Here is a 25,564-nt window from a genome sequence, read left to right on the forward strand (position 1 = left end):
GTGGGCGTTCTTCACCGTAGTGTTCGGTATGTTCCTGTTCGCCGTACTCGATCGGTTCGGCGTGGTCGAACTCCTCCTCACGATCGGAGAGAGCGGCGTCTCGATCACGCCACCACCGATCTCGAAGTTGGTCGGGGTGTCACCCACGAGTGGGTTGGTGGGTGGGGTCGTCGTGCTGATCGGGACCGCCGTGACGGTCAACGCCGAGGCGCTCCCGGTCGGTGACGTTCTGGAGGACGTGCCGACTCTGCTGACGGTCGCTACGGGTGTGGCTGGACTGTACGTCTGGGGGACCGAGGTTGCAGCGCTGGTACCCACGTCGAACCCAGCGGTCCTCCTCGTGATCGTCGTCGTGCTCCCGTTCGGTGCGTACCTCACGCTCTGGTCGTGGCGCGACCGGACGCGCAAGACCGTCGAACGGATCGTGGAGACGATTACGGAGGCAGGTACCCCGGCGACGGAGTCGGCTCCCGAGGTCGCCGCGACGGCGGCCCGACTCGCTCAGCAGGTCGACATCGAGCGGCCGACGGTGTACGTCACCGATACCGACCGGCCGGAGTCGTTCACACTCGGGAGTGGTGGTGACGCGATCGTCGTCGTCTCGACGGGGCTCCTCGAACGACTCGACGAGAACGAACAGGCTGCAGTGCTGGCACACGAGATCAGTCATCTCGCGAACAACGACATCCGCCTGTCGATGGCGGCGTTCACACCGTTGTACGTCCTCGACCGCGAGATGACCAGGCTGGAAGAACGGCCGGTGACCCGGTTGCCGGTGCTCCGGCAACTCAGCCGACTGATACGGATACTGCTGAAGCACCTGTTCTTCCGTCCGCTCCGTCTGTGTGCGCGGGTAGGGGTGAGAGTCCTCTCGGTCGGCCGGGAGTACGCGGCAGACCGCGGGAGCGTGGCACTGACCGGCCACCCGTCTGCACTGGCGACTGCACTCACGAAACTCGACACCGATCGTTCGAAGCCGGAGATGGACCGCCGCGAGTGGGAGGAGACACTCGCCGTGCTCGACATCCTGCCACCCGAGACCGTCGGCGAGTCGACTGGGTCGCTCGAGACTCACCCACCGACGAGCGAGCGTGTGGATCGACTGAAGCGACTAGCTGCGCGACAAGAGCGGGAGTGACTCCACACCGAACACCGACTGGTCTGCCCTCCGGTTCGGGTCTCTAGGTGCTCGGACACACGATACGTCGGTGGCCTCGGCACTCATAGGGCTCGTCGTCGCCGGGTGCCAGCCGGCTCGGCCCGGCGCCTCGTCATCGGCCACCGCCAACTCTGCCGGCCGCAGGCAAGTGCGTTCCCCTCCGATGCGACCACGGGACGCGACGCCCGATCCACCACCACCACACGAGTCACTACACATCCGCCGTGCGCGAGCGACGCACCTGGCCGGTACACTGATACTTGCCGTGCGAGTACGTGACACGCGTGAACGCAGAGAACCACACGGACACGCGGGGCGCCGACGAGAGCCGGTACCAGTGTGCCGTCTGCGGGGAGTGGTTCGACGACGAGGCGGCACTGGAGGCGCACGTCCGCGACGTGGGTCAGACCTGGTGAGACCGCGCCCGCGAGAGCACACGCGGACCCACACACGGCCACCCGCCCACACCTGCACACAGGCACCCACACCCGAACACGGTCACCCACCAACACCCGGCCCCCGACACCGGCCACCCCGAACCCGCCGAGAACCGTGCGCACACGGCTCACTACTGCTTTATCACCTCTCCGAGCGTCTACTGTAGTATGGCAACGAACATTCTCGTGACCGGTGCGACGGGCACCCAGGGCGGCGCAGTGATCGACAGTCTTCTCGGCGGCGAGTACGGCGAGTTCGAGGTCTTCGGCCTGACACGCGACGCGAGCAGCGACGCCGCGACGGCACTGGACGCCCGCGGTGTGACCCTCGTCGAGGGCGACATGACCGACGCCGACGCGATGCGGACGGCCGTCGACGGGATGGACGCCGTCTTCGCCGTGACGACGTTCTTCGAGGCCGGCCCCGAGGCGGAACGTGAGCAGGGGATCACCCTGGCCGACGCCGCCCTGGAGGCGGGCGTCGAGCACTTCGTCCTCAGCTCCGTCGGGAGCGCGGACGCCGACACGGGGCTGGCACACTTCGAGTCGAAGGCCGACGTGGAGGCGTACGTCGCCGAGTTGGGCCTCCCGGCGACCGTGCTGCGCCCGGTGTTCTTCCTGCAGAACTTCGAGGCGATGCTCCGCTCGGAGATCGAGGACGGACGGCTCCCGCTGGCGCTGTCCCCCGAGACGGAACTCGCGGTCGTGGACGCCCGCGACATCGGCCGGGCCGCCGCCGCGGCGCTGGCCGACCCCGAGCGGTTCCTCGGCGAGACGATCACCCTCGCCGGCGACTCGCTGACGACCGCCGAGATGGCGGCGGCGTTCGCCGACGCGCTCGGGCGCGAGGTGGAGCCGATCGCACTCGACGTCGACGACTACCGCGCCGCCGCGGGCGACGAGATGGCCGACATGTTCGTCTGGTTCGACGAGGTCGGCTACGACGTGGACCCGGACGCACTCCGCGCGGAGTACGGCATCGAGACGACCGACCTGGAGACGTACCTCGCCGAGAGCGAGGTCTGGAAGCCGGTCGGCACCGCGGTGAACTGAGAGCGAACCACTCTACACTGGCCGAGGAGACGACTGTGGGCGGACGTGCTCGCCCGACGAACAGACTTTTGTGCCCGACGTGACCCCACCCGACCAGCACATGCTGACGCTACTCGGGGCGGTCGGGATCGCGGTCGCGGTGTTCGTCGGATTCAACATCGGTGGCTCCTCCACTGGCGTCGCCTTCGGCCCGGCGGTGGGTGGACGACTGGTGCGGAAAGTGACCGCCGCGGCGCTGTTCACGCTGTTCGCACTCGTCGGGGCGTGGACGGTCGGCAGGAACGTGATCGACACGATGAGCAGCAGTATCGTCCCGGCGGCGCAGTTCTCGCCGCTCGCGAGCGTCGGCGTCCTGTTCTTCACCGGGCTCTCCTTGCTGATCTCGAACCTCTACGGCGTCCCCGCCTCTACGTCGATGACGGCCGTCGGCGCCATCGTCGGCCTCGGGCTCGCCACGGGGTCGTTGAACGAGGCACTGATGTTCACCATCCTCTCGGCGTGGATCGTCGCCCCGCTGGTCGGGTTCGCCACCGGCGCCGTGATCGGGCGCTACCTCTACCCGCACCTCGACCGGCGCGTGGCGTTCACGCGGCTCGACGACCACCTCGTCCAACTCGACCGCACGGGGACGGTTCCCAGACCCAGTCTCAACCGGAACGCCTCGCCGCGGGACCTCGTGGGCTCGCTCGCGGTCGTCGCCATCGCCTGTTACATGGGTTTCTCCGCGGGCGCCTCGAACGCCGCGAACGCCGTGGCGCCGCTCGTGGGATCGCAGGGGCCGCTGAGCGTCGACGTGGGTGTCCTCTTAGCCGTCGGCGCGTTCGGTCTCGGCGGGTTCACTATCGCGCGCCGGACGCTCGACACGGTCGGTGACGACATCACCGAACTGCCGATCCTCGCCGCCCTGATCGTCTCCGTCGTCGGCGGGACGATCATCACGGTGCTCTCGGCGCTGGGCATCCCCGCCAGTCTCGCCGTCTCGACGACGTGTTGTATCATCGGTCTCGGGTGGGGTCGAGCGAGTCGGGCCGCGACGCTGACGGACCTGGCGACACCCTCGCCCGAGCCGACGCCGGAGGTTGCGGGGTCGACGGGATCACTGAAGGCCGCCGAACCGGACGCCGCGCCGACGAGTCCGACCGTCGGGGAGTTGGCCGAGGGTGAGACGCCGACGGCACCCGACGGTGGATCGCCGAGTGTCCCCGAGATCGGGGAGCCGGACGACGACACGCTGGCCGCAGAGAGTCTGTTCGACCCCGCCGCCGCGAAGCGGATCGTCCTGCTGTGGGTCGCGACACCCACCCTCGCCGTCGTCGGGTCGTACCCGCTGTTCCTGCTGGTGGTGTGAGTGGGGTCTCAGTACGACTCGACCGACACGTCGAGTCGCTCGAAGTCGGTGACGTTGTCGGTCAACACTGGTTCTCCGTGTAGATCGGCGACTGCAGCCACCATCGAGTCGACAGTGTCGACACCACTCTCGCCGCCGGCCCGCTCGTCGGCCGCCGCGAGCAGTTCCCCGGCACGACGGGCGACTCCCTCGTCTTGTTCGACGACGGGGTACATCTGGAGTGCGTTGTGGACACGTCGCACCTCCCCCTCGTCGCCGAACGCGGCGCCGTACGAGAGCTCTGTGACGACTGGGGCGGGGACACGTTGCACTCGGTCCGACGCAGAGAGTTCGGTCCCCTTCTCGAAGGCTGCATCTCGCCCGTCGAACAGGTCGATCAGGAACGACGTGTCGAGGATCACTCGAACCGCTCCCGCAGGTCGCGCTTCGACTCGACGCCAGTCGCCGTCTTCTCGTCGATCCGGTCACGCATCGCCGCCGCAGTGTCGTCGGACAGGATTCCAGCGACCTGCGACGGGTCTGGCCCACCGACGAGTCGCCGGAGTGTCTCTTCCATCGTCTCGTCGTCTCTATTGTGGGCGGCGACGAAGGCGTGGAACTCCTCCGAGATCCGAACTGATTTGCTCACGTCGTATACTCTTGTATACACGCATTTGAATCGGTCGGTGGTCGGATAGGGTATCACACGGGGTCCGACGGCTCTGGAAGCCGACGAACGGACACTCACACACCCGCCCTCGACGCCCTCACCCTTCGATGCGTTCGCGCGCCGCCGCGACGAGTAGCGGGAGGAACACCGTCGCGTCCCCGTACACCGAGGCGTTGCGGGCGTCGGTCTCCAGTTTCCCCCACGAGCGGGCCTCCTCCAGCGTCGCGCCGGAGAGCCCACCGGTCGCCTCGGGGTCCATCGTGATCTGGACGGCGTAGTCGTACGCCCGGGGCGTGACGAGCATCGTCTGGAGGGTGAAGTTCTTCGGGACGCCGCCGCCGACGAGGAGACAGCCGGCGTCGTCGGCGTCGAACGCCTGGTCCGTCAGCGGCGTCATGTCGGCCGTCGCGTCCAAGCGCATGTCGCTCGTCTGGGTGTACATCCACGCCTGGAGTCCGAGCACGGAGTCTTGCACCGCGGGACAGTAGATCGGCACGTCGTGTTCGTAGGCCGCCGCGGCGACGCCCGGCCCCTCGTCGATCTCCTCACGTTCGTTCACCGCGGCGTTCGCGCGACCCAGTTGTTCACACAGGCGAGCGATCGAGACCGTCCCCTCCTCGGCCAGCGGCGGGAACACCTCCTCGCGGAGGTGCGACTCGAACAGCGCGAAGTGTTCTTGCGGGAGGTAGACGTCGTAGATCCGGTCGACCTCCTCTGCACGGAGCCGTTCGTCGTGGTCACGCAACGTCGCCGGCTCGTCGTCCGTGTCCCGGTCGGTCTCCGCGCCCGGATCGTCGTCCGCGTCGTCACCGTCTGCGTGTTCGCCGTAGCCTCCGCGTCCGTCGTGACCGTGTCCACCGTGATCGTGTTCACCGTGGTCGTGACCGTGTCCGCCGTGGTCGTACTGTGCAGCGTGACCCGGTCCCTCGTCGCCGTGGTGGTGTTTCCCGCCGATGGCCTCGATGGCGTCGTGAGTGAGGTTCGCGCCCGTGGTGATCAGGGCGTCGACGTAGCCGTCGCGGATCAGGTCAGCGACGATCCGCCGCATCCCGGTCGGCACCATCGCACCCGCCAGCGAGAGGAAGACGGTACAGTCGTCGTTCCCAAGCATCTCGGCGGTCACGTCGGCCGCCTCGTTGACCGCCGCGGCGCCGATCCCGGCGTCCCCGTACTGCTCGACGAGTTCGGCGACCGTCATCCCCCCGGCGACGGTCGCGTGGCCGACCGGATCGTCCTCGAACAACTCCCGCTCGGGCGGCTCGTACGTCTCCTCGTCGCCGGTACTCTCCTCGTCGCCGGTCGTCTCCTCGTCGCCGGTACTCTCCTCGGACGCACCCGTGTCCTCTGTCACACACGCACGTCGACTGGTACGGGTTTCAACGGTGCGGTCCGGAGCTGTGTGCCGTCGCCTCAGTCGCCGAAGATGGCTTCGGCGGTGGCGGCCTCGGCGTCGATGGCGTCGCTGCCGTTGACCGCGACAACGACGAAGGCGGCTTTCGTCAACACGTCGAGGTAGACGATCACGACCGTCTCCGTGCCGGGGAGCAAGAGGCCGAGTCCCTTCGTCGACAGCAGCCATACGACCGGGTAGATCCCCCACAACACGATCGTGACGTTCCGGAGCTTCTCGAACAACGCCCGACGCCCCTGCGACTCGACGCTCGACTCGACACCGAGCCGCAGCCACAACACGTACACGAGGTACGCGAACGCCACCGCTCCCACGCCGAAGGCGAGGAAGTGGAACGGCGCCGGCAGGACGTTCGCACTCGCGCCAGCCAGGATCATCACCACGTCCGCGGCGACCAACCGGAGGTACGTCGCCCGCGTCGGCTGGCTCAACATCGCGAGGTACAACACGATCAGCGGGGTCGTCACCAGCCAGTCCGCGTACCGGACGACGTTCCACGTCCGGCCGGCGGTCGTCACGTCGCCGATCCCGAGTCCCATCGCGAGGTACGCGACGGCAGCGATGCCCGTCACGCCCGCCAGTACCGCGTAGAAGTCCCGCCGATCCTCGTCGACGGCACCCTGGAACAGCGGCGGGATCGTCCCCACGGCGAGGACGACCGCCCCGACGAGTCGCCACGGGATCACCGGCGATCACCCCCGTCGGAGACGGCCGTGTCGTCCGCCGCCCGCGACTCGCGGACACCACTCGTGTCCGCTGGTTCCGTCGCACCCTCCGAGGCACCGTCGGCGTCGATCTCGAAGTTGGCCAGCAGCGACTGGAGGCGCTCGGCGCGGTCGGCCAACCCGTCGGCGTCGTCCGCGACACGCGAGAGCGTCTCCGTCTGGCGACTCGTCGCCTCGTCGACCGTCGCCGCCTCGGCGCTCGTCTCCTCGCTGATCGACGCGACCTCTTCGACGGTGTCGACGACCGCCTCCGAGGATCGCGCCTGCTGTTCCGTCGCGGAGGCGATCTCCTGGATGTCGTCGTCGACGCCCTCGACGTGTTCGACGATCTCTTCGAGCGACTCGATCGCCGCCTCGACGGTCTCCGTCCCGTCGCGAACCCGGTCGCCCGTCTCGTGCATCCCCGCGACCGTGTCTTCGGTGTGTGACCGGATCGCCGCGATCCGCGACTCCACCTCCTCGGCAGACTCCTTCGTCTCCTCCGCGAGACTCTTCACCTCGTCGGCGACGACCGCGAAGCCGTCACCCGCGTCTCCGGCCTCGCCGCCCGCCCGCGCCGCCTCGATGGAGGCGTTCAACGCGAGGAGGTTCGTCTGGTCGGCGATGTCGCCGATCAACTCTGCGATCTCCGCGATCTCGGCCACCTCCGACTCCAGCGTCTCGATGGCCTCCGTCGACGCCTCCGTCTGCTCGCGGATCGCCTCCATCTCCGCGAGTGCCTCCTCGGCACGCTCGCGGCCGGTGTCGCCCGCGTCGGCCGCGCGACGGGAGGTCGCCGCCACCGTCTCGACCGTCGACGCCACCTCCTCGGCGCTGGCCGACAACTGCCCCATCTCGGACTCGACCGTGGCGAGATCCTCGGCCTGCTGGGTCGCCCCGTCGGCGATCTCCGACACCGACGCGCGGACGTCCTCGTTGGCCTCCGTGACGGCCGCGACGCTGTCGGCGGTCGACGCGACTGCCTCCGCGACCGTCGCCGAGAAGGCCGTCACGTCCGCCAGCGTCCGCTCGATGTCGGCGACCATCTCGTTGAACGCCTCGCCGATCGCGCGCATCGCCTCGTCGTCCGCGTCCGCGTCGACGCGCCGCGTCAGGTCCCCGTCGGCGACGGCACGCATCACCGTCTCGTACTCCTCGGCGGTCCGAGCCAGCCGGTCGGCCTGCGCCTCCGCCTCCGAGCGCGCCCGCTCGGCCTCTTCGCGAGCCGTCTCCGCCTCCGAGAGCGACTCGCGCAGCGAGTCACGCATCTCCGTGAACGTCTCCGCGAGGTCCGCGAACTCGTCCTCGCGGCGTGTCTCGAGTGTCACGTCCAGGTCGCCCTCCGCCATCCGGTTCGCGCGGACGGCGATCTGCCGCAGCGACGACACCGTGTCGGAGCCGACGACGGCGCCGACGAGCCCCAGCGTCGCCATCGTCAGCAGTATCAGTCCGAGGATACCGGACGTGACGTTCTCACCGAGTGCGTACGCGACCTCGCGTGGTGTCCTGACGACGACCGTCCAGTCGGCGGCCTCGATCGTCGTCGCCGCGGTGAGTGTGTCGCCGCGCTCGACGAACGTCGCCCCCGCCGTGTCGGTGCCGGCGGTCACGTCGCTCCCCGAACTGCCCCCGGCGGCACGCATCGCGTCCATCCCCGTCCACCGGTCGCCGATCCGGCTCGTGTCCGGGTGCGAGACGAACTCGCCGTCGTCGTTCACCACGACGATCGACCCCTGGCGGACCGTCGCTAGACTCTCGACGCGTTGTCGGAGGTCGATCATGTAGATCACCGCGCGATCCTCGACCCCGGGAACCGGCGAGATCACCGTCAAGACCGGGTGGTCGACCACAGGTACCGAGAACGGGTCGCTGACGTAGGTGTCACTCGGCCCCTCGAACGTCGGCGGGTTCCGTGCGAACGGCGCTCCCTTCTCGGCGGGGCTGATCCCCTCCAGTCGACTCGCGGAACTGACGCGGATCACCTTCGCGTCCGTGTCGTAGTAGTGGACCGCGATCACCGCCTCCGGGACGGTGTCCGTGCCCACGAGCGAGCGGAAGTGCTCACGGACGCGATCCGCCTCCCCGGAGGTCACCGCCGGGTGTCGCGAGGTGAGTCGGGTCTGTTTTTCCACACCCGAGAGCCAAGTGTCGAGCGTCTCCCCGCGGATCTCGGCGGTCGTCGTCAGCTCCGCGTCGGCGTCGGCTCGCAGGTCTGCGGCCGTCTGTGTCTGGACGAACGCCCCGAACCCGACCGTGAGACCGATCACAGCCAGCAACGCCAAGAGGAGTTTGGCCGCGAACCGCCGCCGGATCGTCTCCGGAACGACGGTCCGCCACACGTCGGTGAAACTCATTTTGGTGGGCTACTGTGCTTCCACTATAGAAGTTTTGTCGTCTAGTATCGCGAGTGATTCTCGTCGACGACCTTCTGGAGCCCAGCGGGGACTCGTCGCCTCCGGTCGCGCCGCGTCAGAGTCCCGTCGGGTGCTCGAGGAACGTGGTGTCCAGTCCCCAGGCTTCGAGTCGCTCCGCGACGGCGCGGACGCCGCCCGTCTCCGTCGCGTAGTGGCCCGCGAGGAAGACGGAGAGCCCGGCCTCGCGCGCCTCGTGGTACGCCTTCCCCTTCCCCTCGCCGGTGACGAGCGCGTCACAGCCGGCCTCGACTGCCTCCCCGAGCCAGTCCGTGCCGCTCCCGGTGAGGATCGCCACGTCCTCGATCTCGTCGGGCCCGAACGGGAGCACTCGGACCGGCTGGTCGCCGGTGTCGAGTGCGTCCGCGAGCGTCTCCCGCAACTCGTCGTGGGTGTACGGCTCCGCAGCGACGCCGCGTCGTCCCACGTGTTCCGGGCCGAGCGACCCGAACGGTTCCGTCTCCCGGACGTCGAGTGTGTCTGCGAGTCTCGCCGCGTTCCCCAGCTCCGGGTGGCCGTCCAGCGGGAGGTGCGAGACGTACAGCGGGAGGTCGCGGTCGGTGAACGCGGTCACGCGGTCGTACGCTTGCCCGGTCACGCGGCCGAGTCCACCCCAGACGATCCCGTGGTGCGTGACGAGCAGGTCCGCGCCGGCCTCGGCGGCCGCCTCTGCGGTCGCCTCGCAGGCGTCGACCGCGACCGCGACGTGCTCGACCTCGTGTGTCGTCCGCGTCGGACCCACTTGGAGCCCGTTCGCGCTGGCGTCGAGATCCGCGTACGCACTCGTGTCCAGTTCGTCGTCGAGTCGCTCCGCGAGTGTCTGGAGTTCCACACCCACGGGTCCGAGTGCGTCCCGTTCGTAGCTTGCGGTCCGCCGTCGAACTCACGTCGGTGGGCCGATCCAACCCAGTGGCTCGAATCCGCCTCGGTGGCCCGACCCGACCCGGTACCCCGATTCCAGCCCTACGCCACCAGTCGCCCGTGTTCCACCTTCAGACACCGATCCTGTGTCGTGAGCAGCCCCTTCGCCTCCGCCCGGCCGAGTGCCGCGTCGTCCGCGACCCCGAGTTGGAGCCAGAGCCCCCACACGTCACCGCGCCGATCCAGGCGGTCGAGCACCTCGTCGACGATTCCCGACACCTCCTCGCTCGGTCGGAACACGTTCACGAGGTCCACGTCGGCGTGCACGTCCGCGAGCGAGTCGACTGCGTCCCGACCCAGCACCTCGTCGGCGTACGGGTTCACCGGGTGGATCGTGTACCCGCGCTCGGCGAGGTAGGCGGGTACGTCGTGGGCCGCCTTCCCCGGTGTCGTCGAACAGCCGACCACGGCGATCGACTCCGCGCGCACCAGTTCCCGCAGCCCGTCGTCGTCCGTCACTGGCATGCCCGACCCGACGCGCGCGACAGAGAAGAGGGTGACGCGGTCGAGAAGAGACTGGCGCGACGGAGAAGGGACTGGCGTGACGGAGAAGGGACTGGCGCGACGGAGAAGGGACTGGCGTGACGGAGAAGGGACTGGCGCGAGCGAGGCGGCAGTGACACGACCGCAGAGAGATCGACCGGGAGAGACGAGACGGTCGGGCGCGCGCAGTCGACGCGTGGTCAGGCGTCCGCGAGTTGGATCTCGGGCTCGCGGTCCTCGTGGGTCCGGACGACGCCGTCGAACAGCTGTTTGAGCGTGTTCATCGTCTGGTCGTCGTGGGCCGTCGAGTCGATGACGTACATGCCCAGCCCGTCGACGCTCTGGATTCGCCCGGTGAACACGTGGAGGAACCGGAACACGGTCTGGAGGTCCGAGTACATCAACAGCGTCGACAGCGAGTGGAGAGCGACGCGGTTCTGTCGGATGTTCCGCTCCTGGTAGAACGCCTCCAGGAACTCCGAGAGTTGGATCCCGATCCGCGTCATGTCGACCGGCGAGGAGGCGTACTTGATCCGGTCGTCGTCGTCGCGGACCTCGCCGACACCCTGTTGGCGAGTGACACAGTCGACGACGGCGACGGGTTTCCCCTGGTAGGGTGTCCGCTGTTCGTACAACTCGAGGACCCGATCGGCGCCGTCCTTCGTCGTCACGAAGATGGCGCCCTCGCCCTTCTCGGTCCCGTCTGCCAGTACGTCCATCGCCATGTCTCGTTTCCCGGTCATCGACGGCCCGGAGATCAACACGTTCGATCCCGGTTCGATCTCGGCGTCGAGCGGCCCTACGTCATACATACGTTCGTCCACCCCGTGGCGCCACGACTCCCGGCCCCGCACACGACCACGCCTCCGTCTCCCGGGAAGTCATCTACTATCACAACCATGCCGTGAGCCGGTATTATTCTTTTTGCTTGGCGGCCGGTGTCGGCGGGTACTGCGGGTGCCGTCCGTGGATCCCCTGCCTCGTCGCTACAGTCCACCTACGGCGTGTGTTCGGGGAGTACGGGCCTAGAGTGCTCGGTGTCGTCCGCGGCGGGCGGGAGTGTCACGAGAGCGGGGTACCTGCGGTGGTCGCACCCGACGGTCGAGTGAGTCGTCGAGAGTTCGGTGGGTGGGTGCTGGGCTCGAGTGTGTGCGGAGAGTGTGGTCCGAGGTCGAGTGGGTGCGGAGAGTGTGGTCCGAGGTCGAGTGTGTGCGGAGAGTGTGGCCCGAGGTCGAGTGGGTGCGGAGAGTGTGGTCCGAGGTCGAGTGTGTGCGGAGAGTGTGGTCCGAGGTCGAGTGGGTGCGGAGAGTGTGGTCCGAGGTCGAGTGGGTGCGGAGGGTTCGGTCCGAGGTCAGTGACCGTCCGTGGGCCGGCGACCACCGGCGACTCGATTCGCGGGACTTATGAGGGTCTCCGCGCTACGCCGAGGTGAGGGCGCTTAGCTCAGTCTGGACAGAGTACTTGGCTTCGGACCAAGCTGTCGCGGGTTCAAATCCTGCAGCGCCCATGGTTCTGTCGTCGTGACGGTCCGTTCTTCGGATATAGGCGTAATTTGGTACACACCCCTGAAGAAGGGGAGAGGTCGATCCAAGCCCACGCACCGACTGTGGACTAGTGAATCAGACTGTGTCGAACGTGTCGAGTACGTCACCCGTCGAGTAGACGTCGACGAGACTCTGCTCGTCGAAGTCTGCGTCGTCACTCCAGATGGCCGCATCACTGGCGACCGCACACGCCAGATAGAGTACGTCGTCGGGGTCGGTGTCTCCGATTGCGTCGTCCGCCGTGTCGATAGCTCGATAGAAATCGTCCGCGTGGACGACGTCGATGTACTGAAACAGGAGATCGACGAACTGTGAGACTCGCTCCGGTTCCATCCCGGACTTCTCGACGATCAGCGGTTCGTAGTTGTCGATCTCGTCGTGGACGAACGCGGGCGTCAACAGGTCCGGTCGGAGTGTGACGACGAGTTCGCGCGTCGCCGAATCCGCGACGAGTGCGGAGATCACGACGTTGGCGTCGACGACCAACGTCATCGGTCGGATCGATCCGATCTCCCGTCGACCCGCTCGCGTCCGGCTCGGTCGATCTTGTCGGCGATCTCCCGCACGTCGGTCTCGGTGAGGTCGCTCGCACTCGCGAGTTCGTCCATCACTTCGAGTGTCTCGACCTTCTCGTGGATCGCCTGTCGGGTGACCTCACTCCAGTTGATCTCCGGGTGTCTCTCCATCCGTCGTTTGAGATCGTCGTCGACGTTGACCGTGATAGTCGGCATACACGGGAACTGTGTCGACACAGATTCCTGTGTCTTTCGGTGCAGCCGGAACTCACTCCGGCCGGCTCGGGCGCGATCGGTCGATCGGTGTAGGGAGCGAACGGGGGCCAGAGCGACCACGACTCTTCTGTGGCGAACCCGACCGACGGCGGGGCGGAGTCCACGGCAGCCGTCTCTAGGACGGGTCGACCAGACGACCAGCCGCAACTCCGGGACAGGTGAGTGGACTCACCGGGCCACACAGCAGCTGTGGTGCGACGGTCGACAGACCGAGTAATGGAGTCCCAGGACTGCGACGGCGAGTAAATTCACTACCACCGCCGACGTACGACGAGGTGTGTACGACCGGATACTCCTGGCGACGGACGGGGAGCGGGCGTCCGAGCCAGCGATTGCGGACGCGGTCGAGTTGGCGGCGCGGATCGGCGCGGGCCTCCACGCCGTCTACGTCGTCGACGAGGCGGTGTACGCGGCCTACTCCGGCGACGAGTTCGTGGCCGCCGAGAGGGCCCCGAACACGGCCTCGAAGAGGCTGGTCGAGACGCGCTCGCGGCGGTCACGGACCGTGCCGCCGAGGCGGACGTGGCCGTCGAGACGCGACTCGTCCACGGCGTCCCGGAGACGGCGATCGCCGACACCACCGTCGATCTGGACGCCGACCTCGTCGTGCTGGGGACGGAGTCGAAGTCGGACCCATACCGGCGGATGCTGGGGAGCGTGACGAACGCCGTGGCCCAGACGCTGGACAGACCCGTGCTCGTCGTCAAGACACCCGAAGCGGCGTGAGAACCGAACGCGGGACGCGAAGCGGCCCGAAGACCGAACGGACCCGAAACCGCGTGAGACCGGAACCGGTCAGGTGTACCGGCCGATCAGATCGGCGAGCCGGTCCGCGCCGCGAACACCGACCACCTGTTCGGCGACCTCGCCGTCCGCGAACAACACCATCGTCGGGACACTCCGAACGCCGTACCGAGCGGCCAACTGCTGGTTCGCGTCGATGTCCACCTTCACGACGGCGGCGTCCGTCTGGGTGGCCAAGTGTTCGACCGTCGGCTCCAGTTGTTTGCACGGACCACACCAGTCCGCGTAGAAGTCCGCGAACACCACGTCGTGAGTCGCGAGCAACTCGGAGAGGTGGTCGGCGCCGTCGACGTGGATCGGTTCACTCGGTGTCCCCGTGCCGGCGGCCGCACCGTCGGCAGTCTCCCCGTCACCGTGCTCCGACAGCAGCTCCTCGCGCTTCTGTGCTCTGATCTCGTCGATGCGGTCTGACTCGCTCACACCCACGCCTTGCGGCTCGGCGATCTAATACCTTGTGCTACTCGTGCAATTCTGTCGCACGAGAGCGGTGAGCGGTCGACGTTCGGTGGCGACGGAGCGTGGCTCCCGGCCGCGAGCGGTCCCACGGCAGGTTCGCGAGCAGTTCCACGGCAGACCGACGAGCGGTCTCACGGCAGGTCGGCGAGCGTGTACCCCTCCGCCCGGGCCAGCGCCACGGTCGCACCGACGAGGAGTGTGCCGACGACGACGACCCCCGAGAGGCCGGCGACGGCACCCGGTCGAACGCTCGCGGTCACCAGCCCCGCGTACACGGCACCGGCACAGACGAGTCCGACCAGCGGGCCGAGGACCAGTCCACCGGCGACCGTGACGAGCCGGTCGAACCGGGTCCGTGCGGGGTCTGCGGCCCCCAGTCCGGGGAGACTCCCGTCGAGGACCGCCGCGTCGACGAACGCGCGGTAGGAGTCGGCCGGCGCGTTCGGCGCCGCCTCGTAGGAGTCGTGCAGTCGGCGGAGTCGCTCGCCGACCGTGTCTCCGACCTCGCCGGTCGCGTCCAGCAACGCCCCGCGAGAGCCGGGGAACACCGCCGACTCCGAGACCGGGGGGTACGTTCGCCACGCACGCAGTCGGGCGAGCCAGCCCGCAACCGTCGGGTGGACGGTCGCCGGACCCGCCGCCGCGGCGGTCAGCGTCGCCACGGCGACCAGCGCCTGCACCCACGCGGGTGCCGCCGGGAACGCCTCGACTCCGGCGAGTCCGACGGCACCGCCGCCGAGACCGGCGAAACTGCCGGCGAACCCGGCGACGACCAGCGTCAGCGTGGTCGTGACGACCGCCCCGATCGTCGCCCACGCCGTCGCCGTGTCGAGCCACCGGTTCGGAGTCTCCGTGGCGACGAAGGCGAGTCGTTGCTCGCTCGGGACACGACGGGTCAACAGCTCCGCGACGTAGCTGTCGACCGGATCGTTCGGCCCCGTCTCGTCGCGGACCGCCTCGGCGACCGTCTCCAGCGCGTCGGTCGCGGCCGCCGCTCGCGGCTCCAACGCCCGTCGTTCGATCCGCTCGGTCGCCTCGCCGACGACCCGGACGGTCGTGACGTCCTCGTCCGGCCGGATCACCACGTCGGCGCCGTCCGTCACCTCCGTGCGCCCCGCCTCACAGATCACGATCGCCGTCCCCTCCGGCGCCCGCTCGCGGACCCACTGGAACAGTTCGATCGCCTTGGTGTACGTCGGTACGGCGAAGTCGACCGGTCCCGCCTGCAGGAGGTCGACCAGGTCGCCCTCCAGCCCGGGGTCGAACGGCCCGGCGTCGACGGCGTGAGCGTACACCAACTGCGCGTCGGCGTCCGCGTCGACGGGGTGCCAACCGAGTCTGTCCAGGGTGCCCGCCAACGTGTCGCGGAACGTCGCCAGCAGTCGCTCGGGTGGGACGACCTCGGGACCGGCGCGGAACTCGGCGAGGAACGACTCCGTCCCCTCGCGACGCGCTCGGACCGCGAGCCGCGCGTACCCACCGCGTGGGTCGAGCACCAGCGTGGTCCCGTTGTCGTGATCCCACCGCGTCCGGTCGTCCGTCCGTGCCGCCTCGCGTTCCGTCGAGAACGCGAGCCGTCCCGTGGCACCCTCGAACAGTCTGAGTTCGTACCCCGCGTCCGGTGCCGCGCCGGTGATCGGCTCCGGCGACTCCGGGGACTCCGACGACTCTGGCGGCCCGGTCGGTCGTTCGCCACTCGTCTCGGCTCTCCGACTGCCACCACCCCCGACGCCACCGCTCGGTCCGTTCCCTCCAGGGCCGCCGCTCGACGCGGGCCCCCGAGCAGTGTCACCCGACCCGTCCTCGGGGGTCTCGCCGGGATCACCTCCAAGTGGTCGTTCGCCTGTCCCCGCGCCAGGACCCGTGCGTCGCTCCGTCTCGGGACTCTGGGTCGGAGACCGCTGTCGATCGGCCGGTTCGTCCGTCTGACTCGTCGTCCCCGACGGCGACCGACCGGCGTCGTCCCCGAGCGAGTTCGCGCCGTCTGCACGGTCGACAGGAGCCGAGTCGACGCCGTCTGCACGGTCGACAGGAGCCGAGTCGACGCCGTCTGGACGATCGACACGAGCCGAGTCGGCGTCGTCTGCCGCCGCGAACGGGTCCCCTCCCGGGAGGTCCGAGAGGTCGAAGTCGCCGCCCGGTTCGTCTGTCGTCCGCGAGTAGTCACTCTGCGAGTCGGGGACTCCCGAGTCACCACTCCGAGCTTCTCCGCCCGCCCGCGGCTCGTCCTCGCCGCGAGTTCGCCGTCCGCCGGGGTCGGGCGAGCGGTCGCCCCGGCCGGCCGGGCCACTCGTCCGGTCGGCGGGCGAGGCGTCCGGTGTCGGAGACCCGTCCGTCCGTGGGAGACCGCCGGGCGCACCACGGTCGTCGGGTGAGGGTGGCGCCACGGGTGACCCGTCGTTGGGACCCGTCTCTCGGCGGTCGCCACCGGCCGCCTCACCCGCCCCACGTGTAGTACCGCTCGGGGTCGCTCCGCGGTCCGTCTCGCCTCCGTCCACTCCACGTCCACCCACCGGGTCGGTCCCCGTGTTCGGGCTGGAGCCCGTGCCGGGGTCACCGCCGGCGTCGCCGGTCGGGAGTGGTTCGACGATCGGTTCGCGGACGGTCTCGTCGGTCACCACGAGCGCGTCGAGCCCGTCGCGGCCCACGCCGTCCGTGCCGTCTGTGACCACCACGCGTGCCGCGTCCCCATCTGCGGCACGCGCGAGGTGGTTGAACACGGCGACGGCACTGCTCGTCGAGGGCACGCGGATACGGACGCCGCCGGCGTCGGCACTCGCCCGAGACTCGCCGGCGGCGACCGGGTCGACCGCCCGCGTGTCGACGCGGCGGAACACCGACTCCGAGAGCTCGTCGTCGACGACACGCCACCCGGCCGTGTCGAGGGCCCCCTCGACGAACCGCGTGAAGTTCGTCCAAGCGGGGGCCTGGACGCCAGCGTAGCCGTCACCCTCCCACTCCCCCTCCGCGACGACCGTCCGAGCGTCGGAGCCGTCCGTCGCCGTCAGCGCACACCGGAGGTGCCCTCCGGAGTGTGTGGTCTCGAAGGCGATCACCACGCCGTCGCGTAGGTCCCGCTGGACGGTCTCCAGCGCACCCGAACGAGGCGTCTCGTCGCCCACGACCGATCCCGCGGCCGGATCGTACACGGTCACGCGGAGACTCACGGCCGATCACCCCCACGGCGACCGGGCGCTGTCGTCCGACCTGCGACTGCCGTCCACTCCCCGGCGGTGGCTGATCGAGGACAGTCCACTGTCGAGGAGTCGACGGTGCGACGGCGTCTGCGGTACTCACTACGGTCCGTCACAGCGGTTCGAACGTACCTGACGCTGGCCGTCGCGGGCGGAACGGTCGTCGTAGCCGTCGACGCCGACCGGTTCGTCGTCTGTCCCGTGGTGGACACCACTGTCGCTCGTCGATTCACGACCGGGCAGCAAAAATCCTCCCACCGACTCGGCTCTCCCGTCCGGCTTCGGCGTCGGAGCGCGAAGACCAGCCGCCGCGCTCCCGACGACGGCGTCGACACTCACGGCAGCAGAGAGGTCGCAGACGGCCTCGTCCGCGTCGCGCCGCTCTCGACCCCGACGGAGAGGGCGGGTTGGCCACACTGCACCACCTGCGATCCGGACGGCGGGTCGAACCGGCCGCGTCGCGCGCGTCAGCCCTCGAGTTCCGGCGCGTCCTCGATCCGCATCCCACCGATCTTGTCGGTGATCTCGTCGAGTTTCCCGTCTAGGTCCTCCACGAACTCCGCGGTGCGCTCCGTCGTGATCGCTCCCTGACTCGACGGCTCGATGAGGTTCTCCTCCTCCAAGACACGCAGCGAGTACCGAACCTTGTGGTGCGGGTACCCCGTCTCGTTGGACATCTTCACGATCCCGATCGGCTCGTTCTCGATCACCATCCGGAGAACCTTCAGGTGTCGCTCCAGCATGTCGACTTCCTTCTCCAGTCGATCTATCATGGCACTTGTTAACTTGTCTCTACCCGATTTAAAGCTTCTCCCTCGCGGCGACGACCGGCGACGGTCGTCGCCACGAGTCGGAGACGAGTGGGAGCCGGCGCGCGGTCGGCCGGTCGCCACCACGTGACTCGGTAACTCGCCTTCCAGTTTTCGAGCGCCGTAGTTAAACCTTCGGAGCGGCGACCGCCTCCTCGGCGGTCCCTCACAGTCCGCACGTCGGGGCGCCCGCTCCGGGCGACCGTAATCGATTTCCCCCACCCTTCTGAAGGTGCGGCCGGTATGACTGTCACCATCGTCGGCACCCAGCTGGGTGACGAGGGGAAGGGAGCCCTCGTCGACCGCTACGGCGGGGCCGCCGACGTCGTCGTACGGTACCAGGGCGGCGACAACGCCGGCCACACGGTCGTCGAAGACGGCGAGGAGTACGCCCTGTCGTTGGTCCCCTCGGGTGCGATCCGCGGCAAGACCGGCGTCCTCGGGAACGGCTGTGTCGTCAACCCCGAGACGCTGTTCGACGAACTCGACGCGTTGCACGACCGCGGCCTCGACCCCGACGTGCGCGTCGCTCGCCGCGCACACGTCATCCTCCCGTACCACCGTCGCCTCGACGGCATCGAGGAGGAGGCGAAGGCGGAGGACGGCGAGGCTATCGGGACGACCGGCCGCGGCATCGGCCCGACCTACGAGGACAAGGCCGGCCGCCGAGGCGTCCGTGTCGGCGACCTCACCGACCCGGACGTGCTCCGCGAGAAGTTGGAGTACGTCGTCCCGCAGAAGCGCGCGGTGATCGAGGAGGTGTACGGCTTGGAGGCCGGCGCAGAGTGTGACGTGGACGCGCTCCACGAGCAGTACGCCGAGTACGGTCGCCGACTCGCCGACGAGGGGATGCTGGTCGACTGTGGCCCGTTCCTCGCCGAGCGGCGTGCGGCCGGCGACAACCTCGTCTTCGAGGGCGCACAGGGCACACTCATCGACGTAGACCACGGGAACTACCCGTTCGTCACCTCCTCGAACCCCACCGCGGGCGGCGCGACGACCGGGACCGGGCTCGGCCCGACGGTCGTCGGCGACGGCGAGGTCGTCGGCGTCGTGAAGGCGTACCTCTCGCGGGTCGGCTCCGGCGCGATGCCGACGGAGTTGGACGGGGGCGACCACGAGGAGGCACTCGCGAGCGATATCCGCGAGCGCGGCGGCGAGTTCGGCACTGTCACCGGTCGCCCGCGTCGGATCGGCTGGCTCGACGTGCCCGTGTTGCGCCACGCCGCTCGTGTCAACGGTCTGACGGGAATCTCGCTGAACCACCTCGACGTGCTCGGGGGGCTCGACGAGTTGGCCGTCGGGCACGCGTACGAACTGGACGGCGACGTGATCGAGACGGTGCCGGCGACGGCCGAACAGTGGGCGCGGTGTGAGCCGGTGCGCCGCGAGTTCGAGCCGTGGCCGGACGTCGACTGGGACGCCGTCGCCGCGGAGGGGTACGAGGCGTTGCCCGAGGCGGCGAAGACGTACGTGGAGTACGTCGAGGCCGAGACCGGCGTGGAGGTGTACGCGGTCGGCGTCGGGCCCGACCGCGCGCAGACCATCGAGCGCGTCGACCCGTGGGAGCGGGTGGACTGAGCGGCGGGTCGTCTGTCGGAACCTGCTGGGCGTGACCGAGAGTCGGTCGGACGGACGCCGACCACCCCTCTCGGAGTGACTCTTATCGACGGTGACGAACTACTTCTACTCGATGCCGACGGCAGACGACAGTCGAGGCGAGATCGACGAGGTGGACCCGGTGAGCACCGTCGTCGAGCAGGTTCTCGCCGACCACCCGGTCTCGATCGGGTTCCTCTTCGGGTCACTGGCGCGTGGCGACGAGTGGGCCGGGAGTGACGTGGACGTCGCCGTCGTGTTCGAGTCGTCCGACGACCGGACTGCGGGCCGCCGTCGGCTGTCTCTCGGAGCCGATCTGGCGACCGCTCTCGGCACCGACGAGGTCGACGTCGTCGACCTCCGTCGCGCCGACTCGGGTGTCGTCCGATCCGTGCTAGACCACGGTGACCGACTGATCGGCGACGACGACCGAGAACGTCGGCTCCGATCCGAGCTGGCGCCGCCGGACGACGGGGGACCCTCGCCAGCCGAGCGGTTCGACGCGGCATTGGAGGCGATGGAGAGTCACCTCCGATGACGCTCTCGGAGGCTACGTGACCGATCGTCGACGGCGTCTCGTGAGAGAAGCCCGCACTACACGGGGGGTGAACCGTCGGGCTGCCGCCCGAGGGTGGGTACTTCGGTCTACTCGTCTTGCGCGTCCACCACGGCGACGCCGGCGAGGTTCACGATGTCTTTCACCTCGTCGCCACGCTGGAGCACGTGGACCGGCTCGTCCATCCCGACGAGCATCGGGCCGATGGCCTCCGCGCCGCCGAGCCGCTGGAGCAGTTTGTAGCCGATATTGCCCGACTCCAGGTTCGGGAAGATCAACACGTTCGCGGGGTCGTCCAACTCCGCGAACTCGTAGGTGTCCTCGAGGATGTCCTCGACGACGGCCGTGTCCGCCTGCATCTCTCCGTCGACCGGGAAGTCCACCTCGTCGTCGCCGTGGAGCAGTTCCACCGCCTCTCGCGAGGTTCGAGTGGAGGTGTCGTCGACCGATCCGAAGTTGGAGTACGACAGCATCGCCGCCCGCGGGTCGACGTTGAACCGCCGCGCCAGGTCCGCGGTGTGTTTCGTCACCTCCGCGAGGGTGTCCGCGTCCGGGTCGCGGTTCACCGTCGCGTCCGCACAGAAGATCACCCGGTTCTTGAACGTCAGCATGTAGACGCCCGCGACGTGTTCGGTGTCCTCCGCAGCCCCGATGACCTCCAGCGGCGGGCGCAACGCGGACGGGTAGTGGTGGGTCAACCCCGTCAGCAGGGCGTCGGCGTCGTCCTCCTCGACCATCACCGAGCCGAAGTAGTTGGTGTCCGTCCGCACCAGGTCGCCCGCCTCCGTCCGCGTGACCCCGTCGCGGCTCCGCATCTCGTACAGTCGGTCCGCGTACCGCTCCGTGTCGTCGCTGGCGGCGGGGTCGACGACCGTCGGCTCGAAGTCGAGGCCGAGTCGCTCCGTCTCCGCCCGGATCGTGTCGCCGTCACCCAACAGGACGGGGTCGGCGATCCCCTGCTCGTTGAGCTGGTAGGCGGCGCGGATCATCTTCTCGTCGGTCCCCTCCGCGAGGGCGACGCACTTGGGGTCCGACTTCGCCTTGTTCAACACGACGCGCATCATCTCGCGGCTCTTGCCGAGCCGTGCCTCCAGGCGCTCGGCGTACGCGTCGGGATCGATCTCCCGACGGGCACAACCGGACTCCATCGCCGCCTCCGCGACGGCCGGCGCGACCTCGAACAGCACGCGCGGGTCCAGCGGCTTCGGGATCACGTAGTCCGGACCGTACTGGAGCGGCTGGTCGCCGTACGCCTTCACGACGGCGTCGGGCACGTCCTGGCGTGCCAACTCCGCCAGCGCCTCGGCTGCGGCGCGTTTCATCTCTTCGTCGATGTCCGTCGCACGCACGTCGAGTGCCCCACGGAAGATGAACGGGAACCCGAGCACGTTGTTCACCTGGTTGGGGTAGTCCGACCGGCCGGTCGCCATCACCACGGTGTCCTCGCGGGCGGCCTTCGCGGACTCGTAGTCGATCTCCGGGTCCGGGTTCGCCATCGCGAAGATGATCGGGTTCTCCGCCATCGAGCGCACCATCTCCTGGTCGACGATCCCGCCGACAGAGAGGCCGACGAACACGTCTGCCCCCGCCATCGCGTCTGCCAGACCACCCTCCGGCACGTCGCGGGCGAACTCCCGTTTGAACTCGTTCACGTCGCCCGACTCGGCGCGGTCCTCGGTGATGATCCCCGAGGAGTCACACATCGTGATGTTCTCGCGACGGGCACCCAGCGAGAGGTAGAACCGTGCGGTGGCGATCGCCGACGCGCCGGCTCCCGAGAAGACGATCTCCAGGTCCTCGATGTCCTTCCCGCCGATGTCGGCGGCGTTGATCAGCGCCGCCCCGGAGATGATCGCCGTCCCGTGTTGGTCGTCGTGGAACACGGGCACGTCCATCTCCTCGCGGAGTCGCTCTTCGATCTCGAAACACTCCGGCGCCGTGATGTCCTCCAAGTTGATCCCGCCGAAGGTGGGCTCCATCGCCGAGACGGAGCGGACGAACTCGTCGACGTCGGTCTCGTCGAGTTCGACGTCGAACACGTCGATGTCCGCGAACCGCTTGAACAGAACACCCTTCCCCTCCATGACGGGTTTCGAGGCCTGTGCGCCGATGTCGCCGAGACCGAGCACCGCCGAGCCGTTCGAGACGACGCCGACGAGGTTCCCCTTCGCCGTGTACTCGTAGGCACGTTCCGGGTCCGCGTCGATGTCGCGACACGGCGCCGCGACACCCGGCGAGTACGCCAGCGAGAGGTCGCGTTGCGTGTTCGTCGGTTTCGTCGTCGCGATCTCCAACTTCCCCGAGGGCTCCTCGCGGTGGTACTCGCGTGCGTCGTCGTCCAGTCCCATGTCCACCCCAACCGGCGGCGCGAGGAAAAACGTACCTACATACGTAGCGGAGTTGTGTGACTCGGTCTCGTGGACCGAGCCCGTCGCAGCCCGGCGATATCGGTGGTGACCGGACGGACCGCTCCGATCCGCCCGGGACCTCGAAGCGGCCGACGACGCTCTCCGTCAGGCCCACCGGTCGTCGTCCGACTCGTCGCCGCGACTACCCCGCCCACCGGAGGAGTCACCGGAGGGGTCCGCCGAGGTGCCGGTGTCGTCCAACAGGTCCTCGGCGTCGGCGTACTCACCGCCGGTCGACCGCCCGGTGTCGTCGGGCGCCCCAGTCTCCGTCGGGTCGCTCCGTCCGCCCGTCGGGCGGTCGCCGCGGTCGTCCGGTCCGCCCGGTCCGCCGCCGGCGGCCGCGGGCGTCGCACCCGGTGGCCCGCCGTCGTCCAACAGCGACGGGGCCAGAATGTCGAACGACGGCTCGAACCCGGCCAGCGACCGGAGCTCGTAGGTGCGCGTGTACGTCTTCGTCACGACGTTCACCGGGAGGACGACGGCGACGAGCATCGCGGGGACCCACACGGCGAGCCCGGCGAGCAGCCCGATCCCGAACCCGAGCGGACCACCACCGGCCGTCCCGGCGACCGCACCCGCGAGGAGTCCGACGACGACGGCGACGATCGTCACCGGGATCGCACCCACGAGCAGCAGGAACGTGCGAACGATCCCGACCCCGATCCCGACCAGCGTGTGCAACAGGACGTAGACGACCGTCTGTTTCAACTGGTCACGGAGCACGGGGTAGAGTTCGCGCCACCCGCCTAGCACCGTCTCCTCCGTCGCCACCATCACCGGGACGACGAACTGGTTCGTGAACGACTGGACGAGCCCGACGACGAACGCGAGTAGTCCGAAGACGAGCACCGCCAGTGCGATTCCGACGAACCCGATCCCGGAGAGAACGTCGAGACTCACGACGCCGGTCACTGCCGCGAGGACCACCGCCAACGGTGGCACCAAGACGAGCAGTGTCAGTCCGATCCGGAAGGCGAACAGACGGACGCCCGCGCCGAGTCGGTCGCCGAAACTCGACCGGACGTGGACCTCGTCGGTCGCGAGCGCGTCGACGAAGACGAACTCCATCACCGCGCCGACGAGCGAGAAGGCGATCCCGAGGACGAGGATCACGCCGACGACGGCGAGTATCACGCCGAGTTCCGGCGACACGGGGAGTTGCCCCGGATCCGTCGGGGGTGCGTCCGGTCCGTCACCCATCCCGCCGAAGCCGTCGCCGACGTTCGTCACGTTCGAGAACTGGCCGGCGATCCCACCGGTCCCCAGGAAGAAGGTGATCAACGCCAGCCGACCCCACCGCCCCAGCGAGAACGGGGTGAGGAACGCCCGCGTGGCGTCGACGGCGTCGTCGATGGCGTCGATCGCGTACCAAGACATGTTCGACACGTCTCGTTCTCCGTAAAAGTGCGTTCCCGTTCGTTACAGACTCCGAGACACAGGGGGTAGTGGTCCCACCGACGACGTGCGAGTGTCCTCTCCACGGTCGTCCGGCGTTCTCGTCCACGAGGGTGTGACCGTCCGGCTACCTCGGGTCGACCACGTCGGGCCGTTCGAGTGCGAGTCCGTCGACGGAGACGGTCGTCGTCGGCCACTCGCCGGTCGTGGTGACGAGTTCGACCCCCTCATCGGTCACGAGCGCCGTGTCCTCGCTCTTCGCGCCGGCGACCGTCGGGTTCCAGGCGTACGCGGCCGGCGCGACGACCGGCGCGTCCGAGTCCGGCGTCGCGATCCACTCGCGACCGGCGTACCCCGTCCCCCCGCCCTGGTGGTGTTCGCGCCACTCCCCCTCGTATCCGGCGTCCGCGTAGGCCGTCTGGATCGCGTCGAACACCGCACTCGCGCGGCCGATCGTGCCCGTGTCGATCTCGGCGGCGGTCGTGTCCGGGTCACCGGTGTCCGACTCGCCGGCTGCGTTCGTCGCGTCTTCGGCGTCGGCGGTGTCGCCGTCGCCGTGCCCCTCGACCGCCTCGCCGCCCGCGACGCGCTCGGTCGCCGCCAGCGCCGCCGTCTCGACCCGTCGCGCCGCGTCGTGGTGGGCCGCGAGCCACTCGGGTGGGTCGAAGGCGACGGTCCGCGTACAGGAGACGTACATACCACCCCGACGGGCGGTCACCGAGACGACTGCGTACTCGCCGAGTCGTTCCGTGGTCGGCGTCGGGTGTCGGTACGCCGGTGCGCGCTCGCCGCCGCCGACGAGCACCACCGGCGCGTCGATGTCCCGGCCGGCGAGGCCGACGCGGAGCGCGGCCGCGACCTCGCGTTCGGTGTCGTCCGGCTGGAGCTCCCGACACACTCGCTCGACGGCCGCGCCGACCGCACCACCCAGACGGCGGTACCGCTCGCGGTCCGCCTCCGTCAACCGGAGTCTGAGTCGGGTGGCGTCGAGCGACGCCAGCCCCGGCACGTCGAAGTCCGCCGCAGCCGCGTTCGGCGAGCGAGCGGCGACCGCCGTCGGGAGCGTCGTCTCGTGCCACGGGTCCGCGACGACGGACATCGACAGTTCCGGCGGCAACTCCTCCGCCGCGAGTCGCTCCGCCTCGATCGCGTTCGTGACGACCTGCCACTCCCCGTCGCCGAGGTAGCCGACCGCCGCCTCGCCGACGGTCGCCGTCCGGTCGACGCGGTTGTCGCCCCCGCCCGTCGCCCACGCGAAGCTGTCGGGACGGCCCAGCCACACCGCCTCGTACCCCTCGGCGTCGAGGAGCGCGTCGAGTCGCGCCGCGCGCTCGTCTACGTTCATACCCACCCGTGTCCGCCGAGTGGCTTCAGCGGTGTGGTCGGTGGCGGTACTCTCCCGTGCGGTGTCGCCGTCCCAGCCGCCGAGTGT

At 69.1% G+C, this 25,564-nt stretch carries 22 protein-coding genes, 1 tRNA gene and 1 pseudogene; 8 read left to right on the forward strand and 16 right to left on the reverse strand.

The window, feature by feature from the left end; all coding sequences use genetic code 11:
• Positions 1 to 28 precede the first annotated feature (28 nt).
• From RYH80_RS02290 to RYH80_RS02305, 4 genes are all read left to right on the forward strand, one after another.
• Positions 29 to 1,138: a M48 family metallopeptidase gene (locus RYH80_RS02290; protein WP_370902239.1), complete on the forward strand. Its 1,110-nt coding sequence runs from the start codon at positions 29 to 31 to the stop codon at positions 1,136 to 1,138.
• Positions 1,139 to 1,443: 305 nt separating this feature from the next.
• Complete coding sequence (locus tag RYH80_RS02295; protein ID WP_370902240.1) at positions 1,444 to 1,575, forward strand: hypothetical protein; 132 nt, start codon at positions 1,444 to 1,446, stop codon at positions 1,573 to 1,575.
• 189 nt (positions 1,576 to 1,764) lie between these two features.
• A complete protein-coding gene (locus RYH80_RS02300; protein WP_370902241.1) occupies positions 1,765 to 2,649 on the forward strand; it encodes an NmrA/HSCARG family protein in 885 nt (294 codons plus the stop codon).
• A 100-nt stretch (positions 2,650 to 2,749) separates the two neighbouring features.
• Entirely contained in the window at positions 2,750 to 3,997 is a 1,248-nt protein-coding gene (locus RYH80_RS02305; RefSeq protein WP_370902242.1) for an inorganic phosphate transporter, read from the forward strand.
• An 8-nt stretch (positions 3,998 to 4,005) separates the two neighbouring features.
• On the opposite strand, the gene RYH80_RS02310 is transcribed toward RYH80_RS02305, so the two are convergent.
• From RYH80_RS02310 to RYH80_RS02345, 8 genes are all read right to left on the reverse strand, one after another.
• Positions 4,006 to 4,398 carry a PIN domain-containing protein gene (locus RYH80_RS02310; RefSeq protein ID WP_370902243.1) on the reverse strand — a complete coding sequence of 131 codons (393 nt, stop codon included), beginning with the start codon at positions 4,396 to 4,398 and terminating at the stop codon, positions 4,006 to 4,008.
• The gene (locus tag RYH80_RS02315) at positions 4,395 to 4,625 is read right to left on the reverse strand and encodes a hypothetical protein (protein WP_370902244.1); all 231 of its coding nucleotides are present in this window, start codon (positions 4,623 to 4,625) and stop codon (positions 4,395 to 4,397) included. The genes RYH80_RS02310 and RYH80_RS02315 overlap by 4 nt, the downstream gene beginning before the upstream one ends.
• Positions 4,626 to 4,743: 118 nt before the next feature.
• Positions 4,744 to 5,889 (reverse strand): deoxyhypusine synthase, encoded by a 1,146-nt coding sequence (locus RYH80_RS02320; protein ID WP_370904633.1) that lies wholly within the window; start codon positions 5,887 to 5,889, stop codon positions 4,744 to 4,746.
• A 167-nt stretch (positions 5,890 to 6,056) separates the two neighbouring features.
• Positions 6,057 to 6,743 (reverse strand): bacteriorhodopsin, encoded by a 687-nt coding sequence (locus RYH80_RS02325; protein WP_370902245.1) that lies wholly within the window; start codon positions 6,741 to 6,743, stop codon positions 6,057 to 6,059.
• Positions 6,740 to 9,115, reverse strand: a complete 2,376-nt coding sequence (locus RYH80_RS02330; protein ID WP_370902246.1) for a methyl-accepting chemotaxis protein — start codon at positions 9,113 to 9,115, stop codon at positions 6,740 to 6,742. The genes RYH80_RS02325 and RYH80_RS02330 overlap by 4 nt, the downstream gene beginning before the upstream one ends.
• Before the next feature lie 115 nt (positions 9,116 to 9,230).
• Positions 9,231 to 10,004, reverse strand: a complete 774-nt coding sequence (locus RYH80_RS02335; protein ID WP_370902247.1) for a Nif3-like dinuclear metal center hexameric protein — start codon at positions 10,002 to 10,004, stop codon at positions 9,231 to 9,233.
• 131 nt (positions 10,005 to 10,135) lie between these two features.
• Positions 10,136 to 10,558, reverse strand: a complete 423-nt coding sequence (locus RYH80_RS02340) for a CoA-binding protein (protein ID WP_370902248.1) — start codon at positions 10,556 to 10,558, stop codon at positions 10,136 to 10,138.
• Between the two features lie 218 nt (positions 10,559 to 10,776).
• Positions 10,777 to 11,388, reverse strand: coding sequence for an RAD55 family ATPase (locus tag RYH80_RS02345; protein ID WP_370902249.1), 612 nt, complete (start codon positions 11,386 to 11,388; stop codon positions 10,777 to 10,779).
• A gap of 620 nt (positions 11,389 to 12,008) precedes the next feature.
• Between RYH80_RS02345 and RYH80_RS02350 the strand changes: the two genes are divergently transcribed.
• Positions 12,009 to 12,083, forward strand: a tRNA-Arg gene (locus RYH80_RS02350).
• Positions 12,084 to 12,195: 112 nt separating this feature from the next.
• Here the strand turns inward: RYH80_RS02350 and RYH80_RS02355 are convergent.
• Positions 12,196 to 12,612, reverse strand: coding sequence for a PIN domain-containing protein (locus RYH80_RS02355; protein ID WP_370902250.1), 417 nt, complete (start codon positions 12,610 to 12,612; stop codon positions 12,196 to 12,198).
• On the reverse strand, positions 12,609 to 12,851 hold the full coding sequence (locus RYH80_RS02360; protein WP_370902251.1) for a hypothetical protein: 243 nt from the start codon (positions 12,849 to 12,851) through the stop codon (positions 12,609 to 12,611). Before RYH80_RS02360 ends, RYH80_RS02355 begins: the two co-directional genes overlap by 4 nt.
• A gap of 337 nt (positions 12,852 to 13,188) precedes the next feature.
• Between RYH80_RS02360 and RYH80_RS02365 the strand changes: the two are divergent.
• Positions 13,189 to 13,637: pseudogene (locus RYH80_RS02365) on the forward strand (universal stress protein).
• Between the two features lie 69 nt (positions 13,638 to 13,706).
• Here RYH80_RS02365 and RYH80_RS02370 read toward each other — a convergent pair.
• The 3 genes from RYH80_RS02370 to RYH80_RS02380 form a co-directional block, all read right to left on the reverse strand.
• Positions 13,707 to 14,135: a thioredoxin family protein gene (locus RYH80_RS02370; RefSeq protein ID WP_370902252.1), complete on the reverse strand. Its 429-nt coding sequence runs from the start codon at positions 14,133 to 14,135 to the stop codon at positions 13,707 to 13,709.
• A gap of 167 nt (positions 14,136 to 14,302) precedes the next feature.
• Complete coding sequence (locus RYH80_RS02375; protein ID WP_370902254.1) at positions 14,303 to 17,338, reverse strand: hypothetical protein; 3,036 nt, start codon at positions 17,336 to 17,338, stop codon at positions 14,303 to 14,305.
• A 494-nt stretch (positions 17,339 to 17,832) separates the two neighbouring features.
• A complete protein-coding gene (locus RYH80_RS02380) occupies positions 17,833 to 18,138 on the reverse strand; it encodes a hypothetical protein (RefSeq protein WP_370902255.1) in 306 nt (101 codons plus the stop codon).
• A 279-nt stretch (positions 18,139 to 18,417) separates the two neighbouring features.
• Here RYH80_RS02380 and RYH80_RS02385 point away from each other — a divergent pair, with 279 nt between their 5' ends.
• A complete protein-coding gene (locus RYH80_RS02385) occupies positions 18,418 to 19,755 on the forward strand; it encodes an adenylosuccinate synthase (protein ID WP_370902256.1) in 1,338 nt (445 codons plus the stop codon).
• 112 nt (positions 19,756 to 19,867) lie between these two features.
• Complete coding sequence (mntA, locus tag RYH80_RS02390) at positions 19,868 to 20,311, forward strand: type VII toxin-antitoxin system MntA family adenylyltransferase antitoxin (RefSeq protein WP_370902257.1); 444 nt, start codon at positions 19,868 to 19,870, stop codon at positions 20,309 to 20,311.
• A gap of 107 nt (positions 20,312 to 20,418) precedes the next feature.
• On the opposite strand, the gene RYH80_RS02395 is transcribed toward mntA, so the two are convergent.
• The 3 genes from RYH80_RS02395 to RYH80_RS02405 all read right to left on the reverse strand — a co-directional run bounded on the left by RYH80_RS02395 (position 20,419) and on the right by RYH80_RS02405 (position 25,477).
• Positions 20,419 to 22,677 carry an NADP-dependent malic enzyme gene (locus tag RYH80_RS02395; protein WP_370902258.1) on the reverse strand — a complete coding sequence of 753 codons (2,259 nt, stop codon included), beginning with the start codon at positions 22,675 to 22,677 and terminating at the stop codon, positions 20,419 to 20,421.
• Positions 22,678 to 22,842: 165 nt separating this feature from the next.
• Positions 22,843 to 24,114 (reverse strand): DUF7544 domain-containing protein, encoded by a 1,272-nt coding sequence (locus RYH80_RS02400; RefSeq protein WP_370902260.1) that lies wholly within the window; start codon positions 24,112 to 24,114, stop codon positions 22,843 to 22,845.
• A gap of 145 nt (positions 24,115 to 24,259) precedes the next feature.
• The gene (locus RYH80_RS02405) at positions 24,260 to 25,477 is read right to left on the reverse strand and encodes a M24 family metallopeptidase (RefSeq protein ID WP_370902261.1); all 1,218 of its coding nucleotides are present in this window, start codon (positions 25,475 to 25,477) and stop codon (positions 24,260 to 24,262) included.
• Positions 25,478 to 25,564: the final 87 nt, after the last annotated feature.

The organism is Halobaculum sp. MBLA0147, assembly GCF_041361345.1.
Lineage (GTDB): Archaea > Halobacteriota > Halobacteria > Halobacteriales > Haloferacaceae > JAHENP01.

Coding starts and splice junctions, on each gene's coding strand:
- RYH80_RS02290 (WP_370902239.1), top strand. CDS start 29: ATGTTCCTGTTCGCCGTACTCGATCGGTTCGGCGTGGTCGAACTCCTC.
- RYH80_RS02405 (WP_370902261.1), bottom strand. CDS start 25,477: ATGAACGTAGACGAGCGCGCGGCGCGACTCGACGCGCTCCTCGACGCC.
- RYH80_RS02355 (WP_370902250.1), bottom strand. CDS start 12,612: ATGACGTTGGTCGTCGACGCCAACGTCGTGATCTCCGCACTCGTCGCG.
- RYH80_RS02395 (WP_370902258.1), bottom strand. CDS start 22,677: ATGGGACTGGACGACGACGCACGCGAGTACCACCGCGAGGAGCCCTCG.
- RYH80_RS02345 (WP_370902249.1), bottom strand. CDS start 11,388: ATGTATGACGTAGGGCCGCTCGACGCCGAGATCGAACCGGGATCGAAC.
- RYH80_RS02300 (WP_370902241.1), top strand. CDS start 1,765: ATGGCAACGAACATTCTCGTGACCGGTGCGACGGGCACCCAGGGCGGC.
- RYH80_RS02340 (WP_370902248.1), bottom strand. CDS start 10,558: ATGCCAGTGACGGACGACGACGGGCTGCGGGAACTGGTGCGCGCGGAG.
- mntA (WP_370902257.1), top strand. CDS start 19,868: ATGCCGACGGCAGACGACAGTCGAGGCGAGATCGACGAGGTGGACCCG.
- RYH80_RS02385 (WP_370902256.1), top strand. CDS start 18,418: ATGACTGTCACCATCGTCGGCACCCAGCTGGGTGACGAGGGGAAGGGA.
- RYH80_RS02330 (WP_370902246.1), bottom strand. CDS start 9,115: ATGAGTTTCACCGACGTGTGGCGGACCGTCGTTCCGGAGACGATCCGG.
- RYH80_RS02360 (WP_370902251.1), bottom strand. CDS start 12,851: ATGCCGACTATCACGGTCAACGTCGACGACGATCTCAAACGACGGATG.
- RYH80_RS02380 (WP_370902255.1), bottom strand. CDS start 18,138: ATGATAGATCGACTGGAGAAGGAAGTCGACATGCTGGAGCGACACCTG.
- RYH80_RS02400 (WP_370902260.1), bottom strand. CDS start 24,114: ATGTCTTGGTACGCGATCGACGCCATCGACGACGCCGTCGACGCCACG.
- RYH80_RS02305 (WP_370902242.1), top strand. CDS start 2,750: ATGCTGACGCTACTCGGGGCGGTCGGGATCGCGGTCGCGGTGTTCGTC.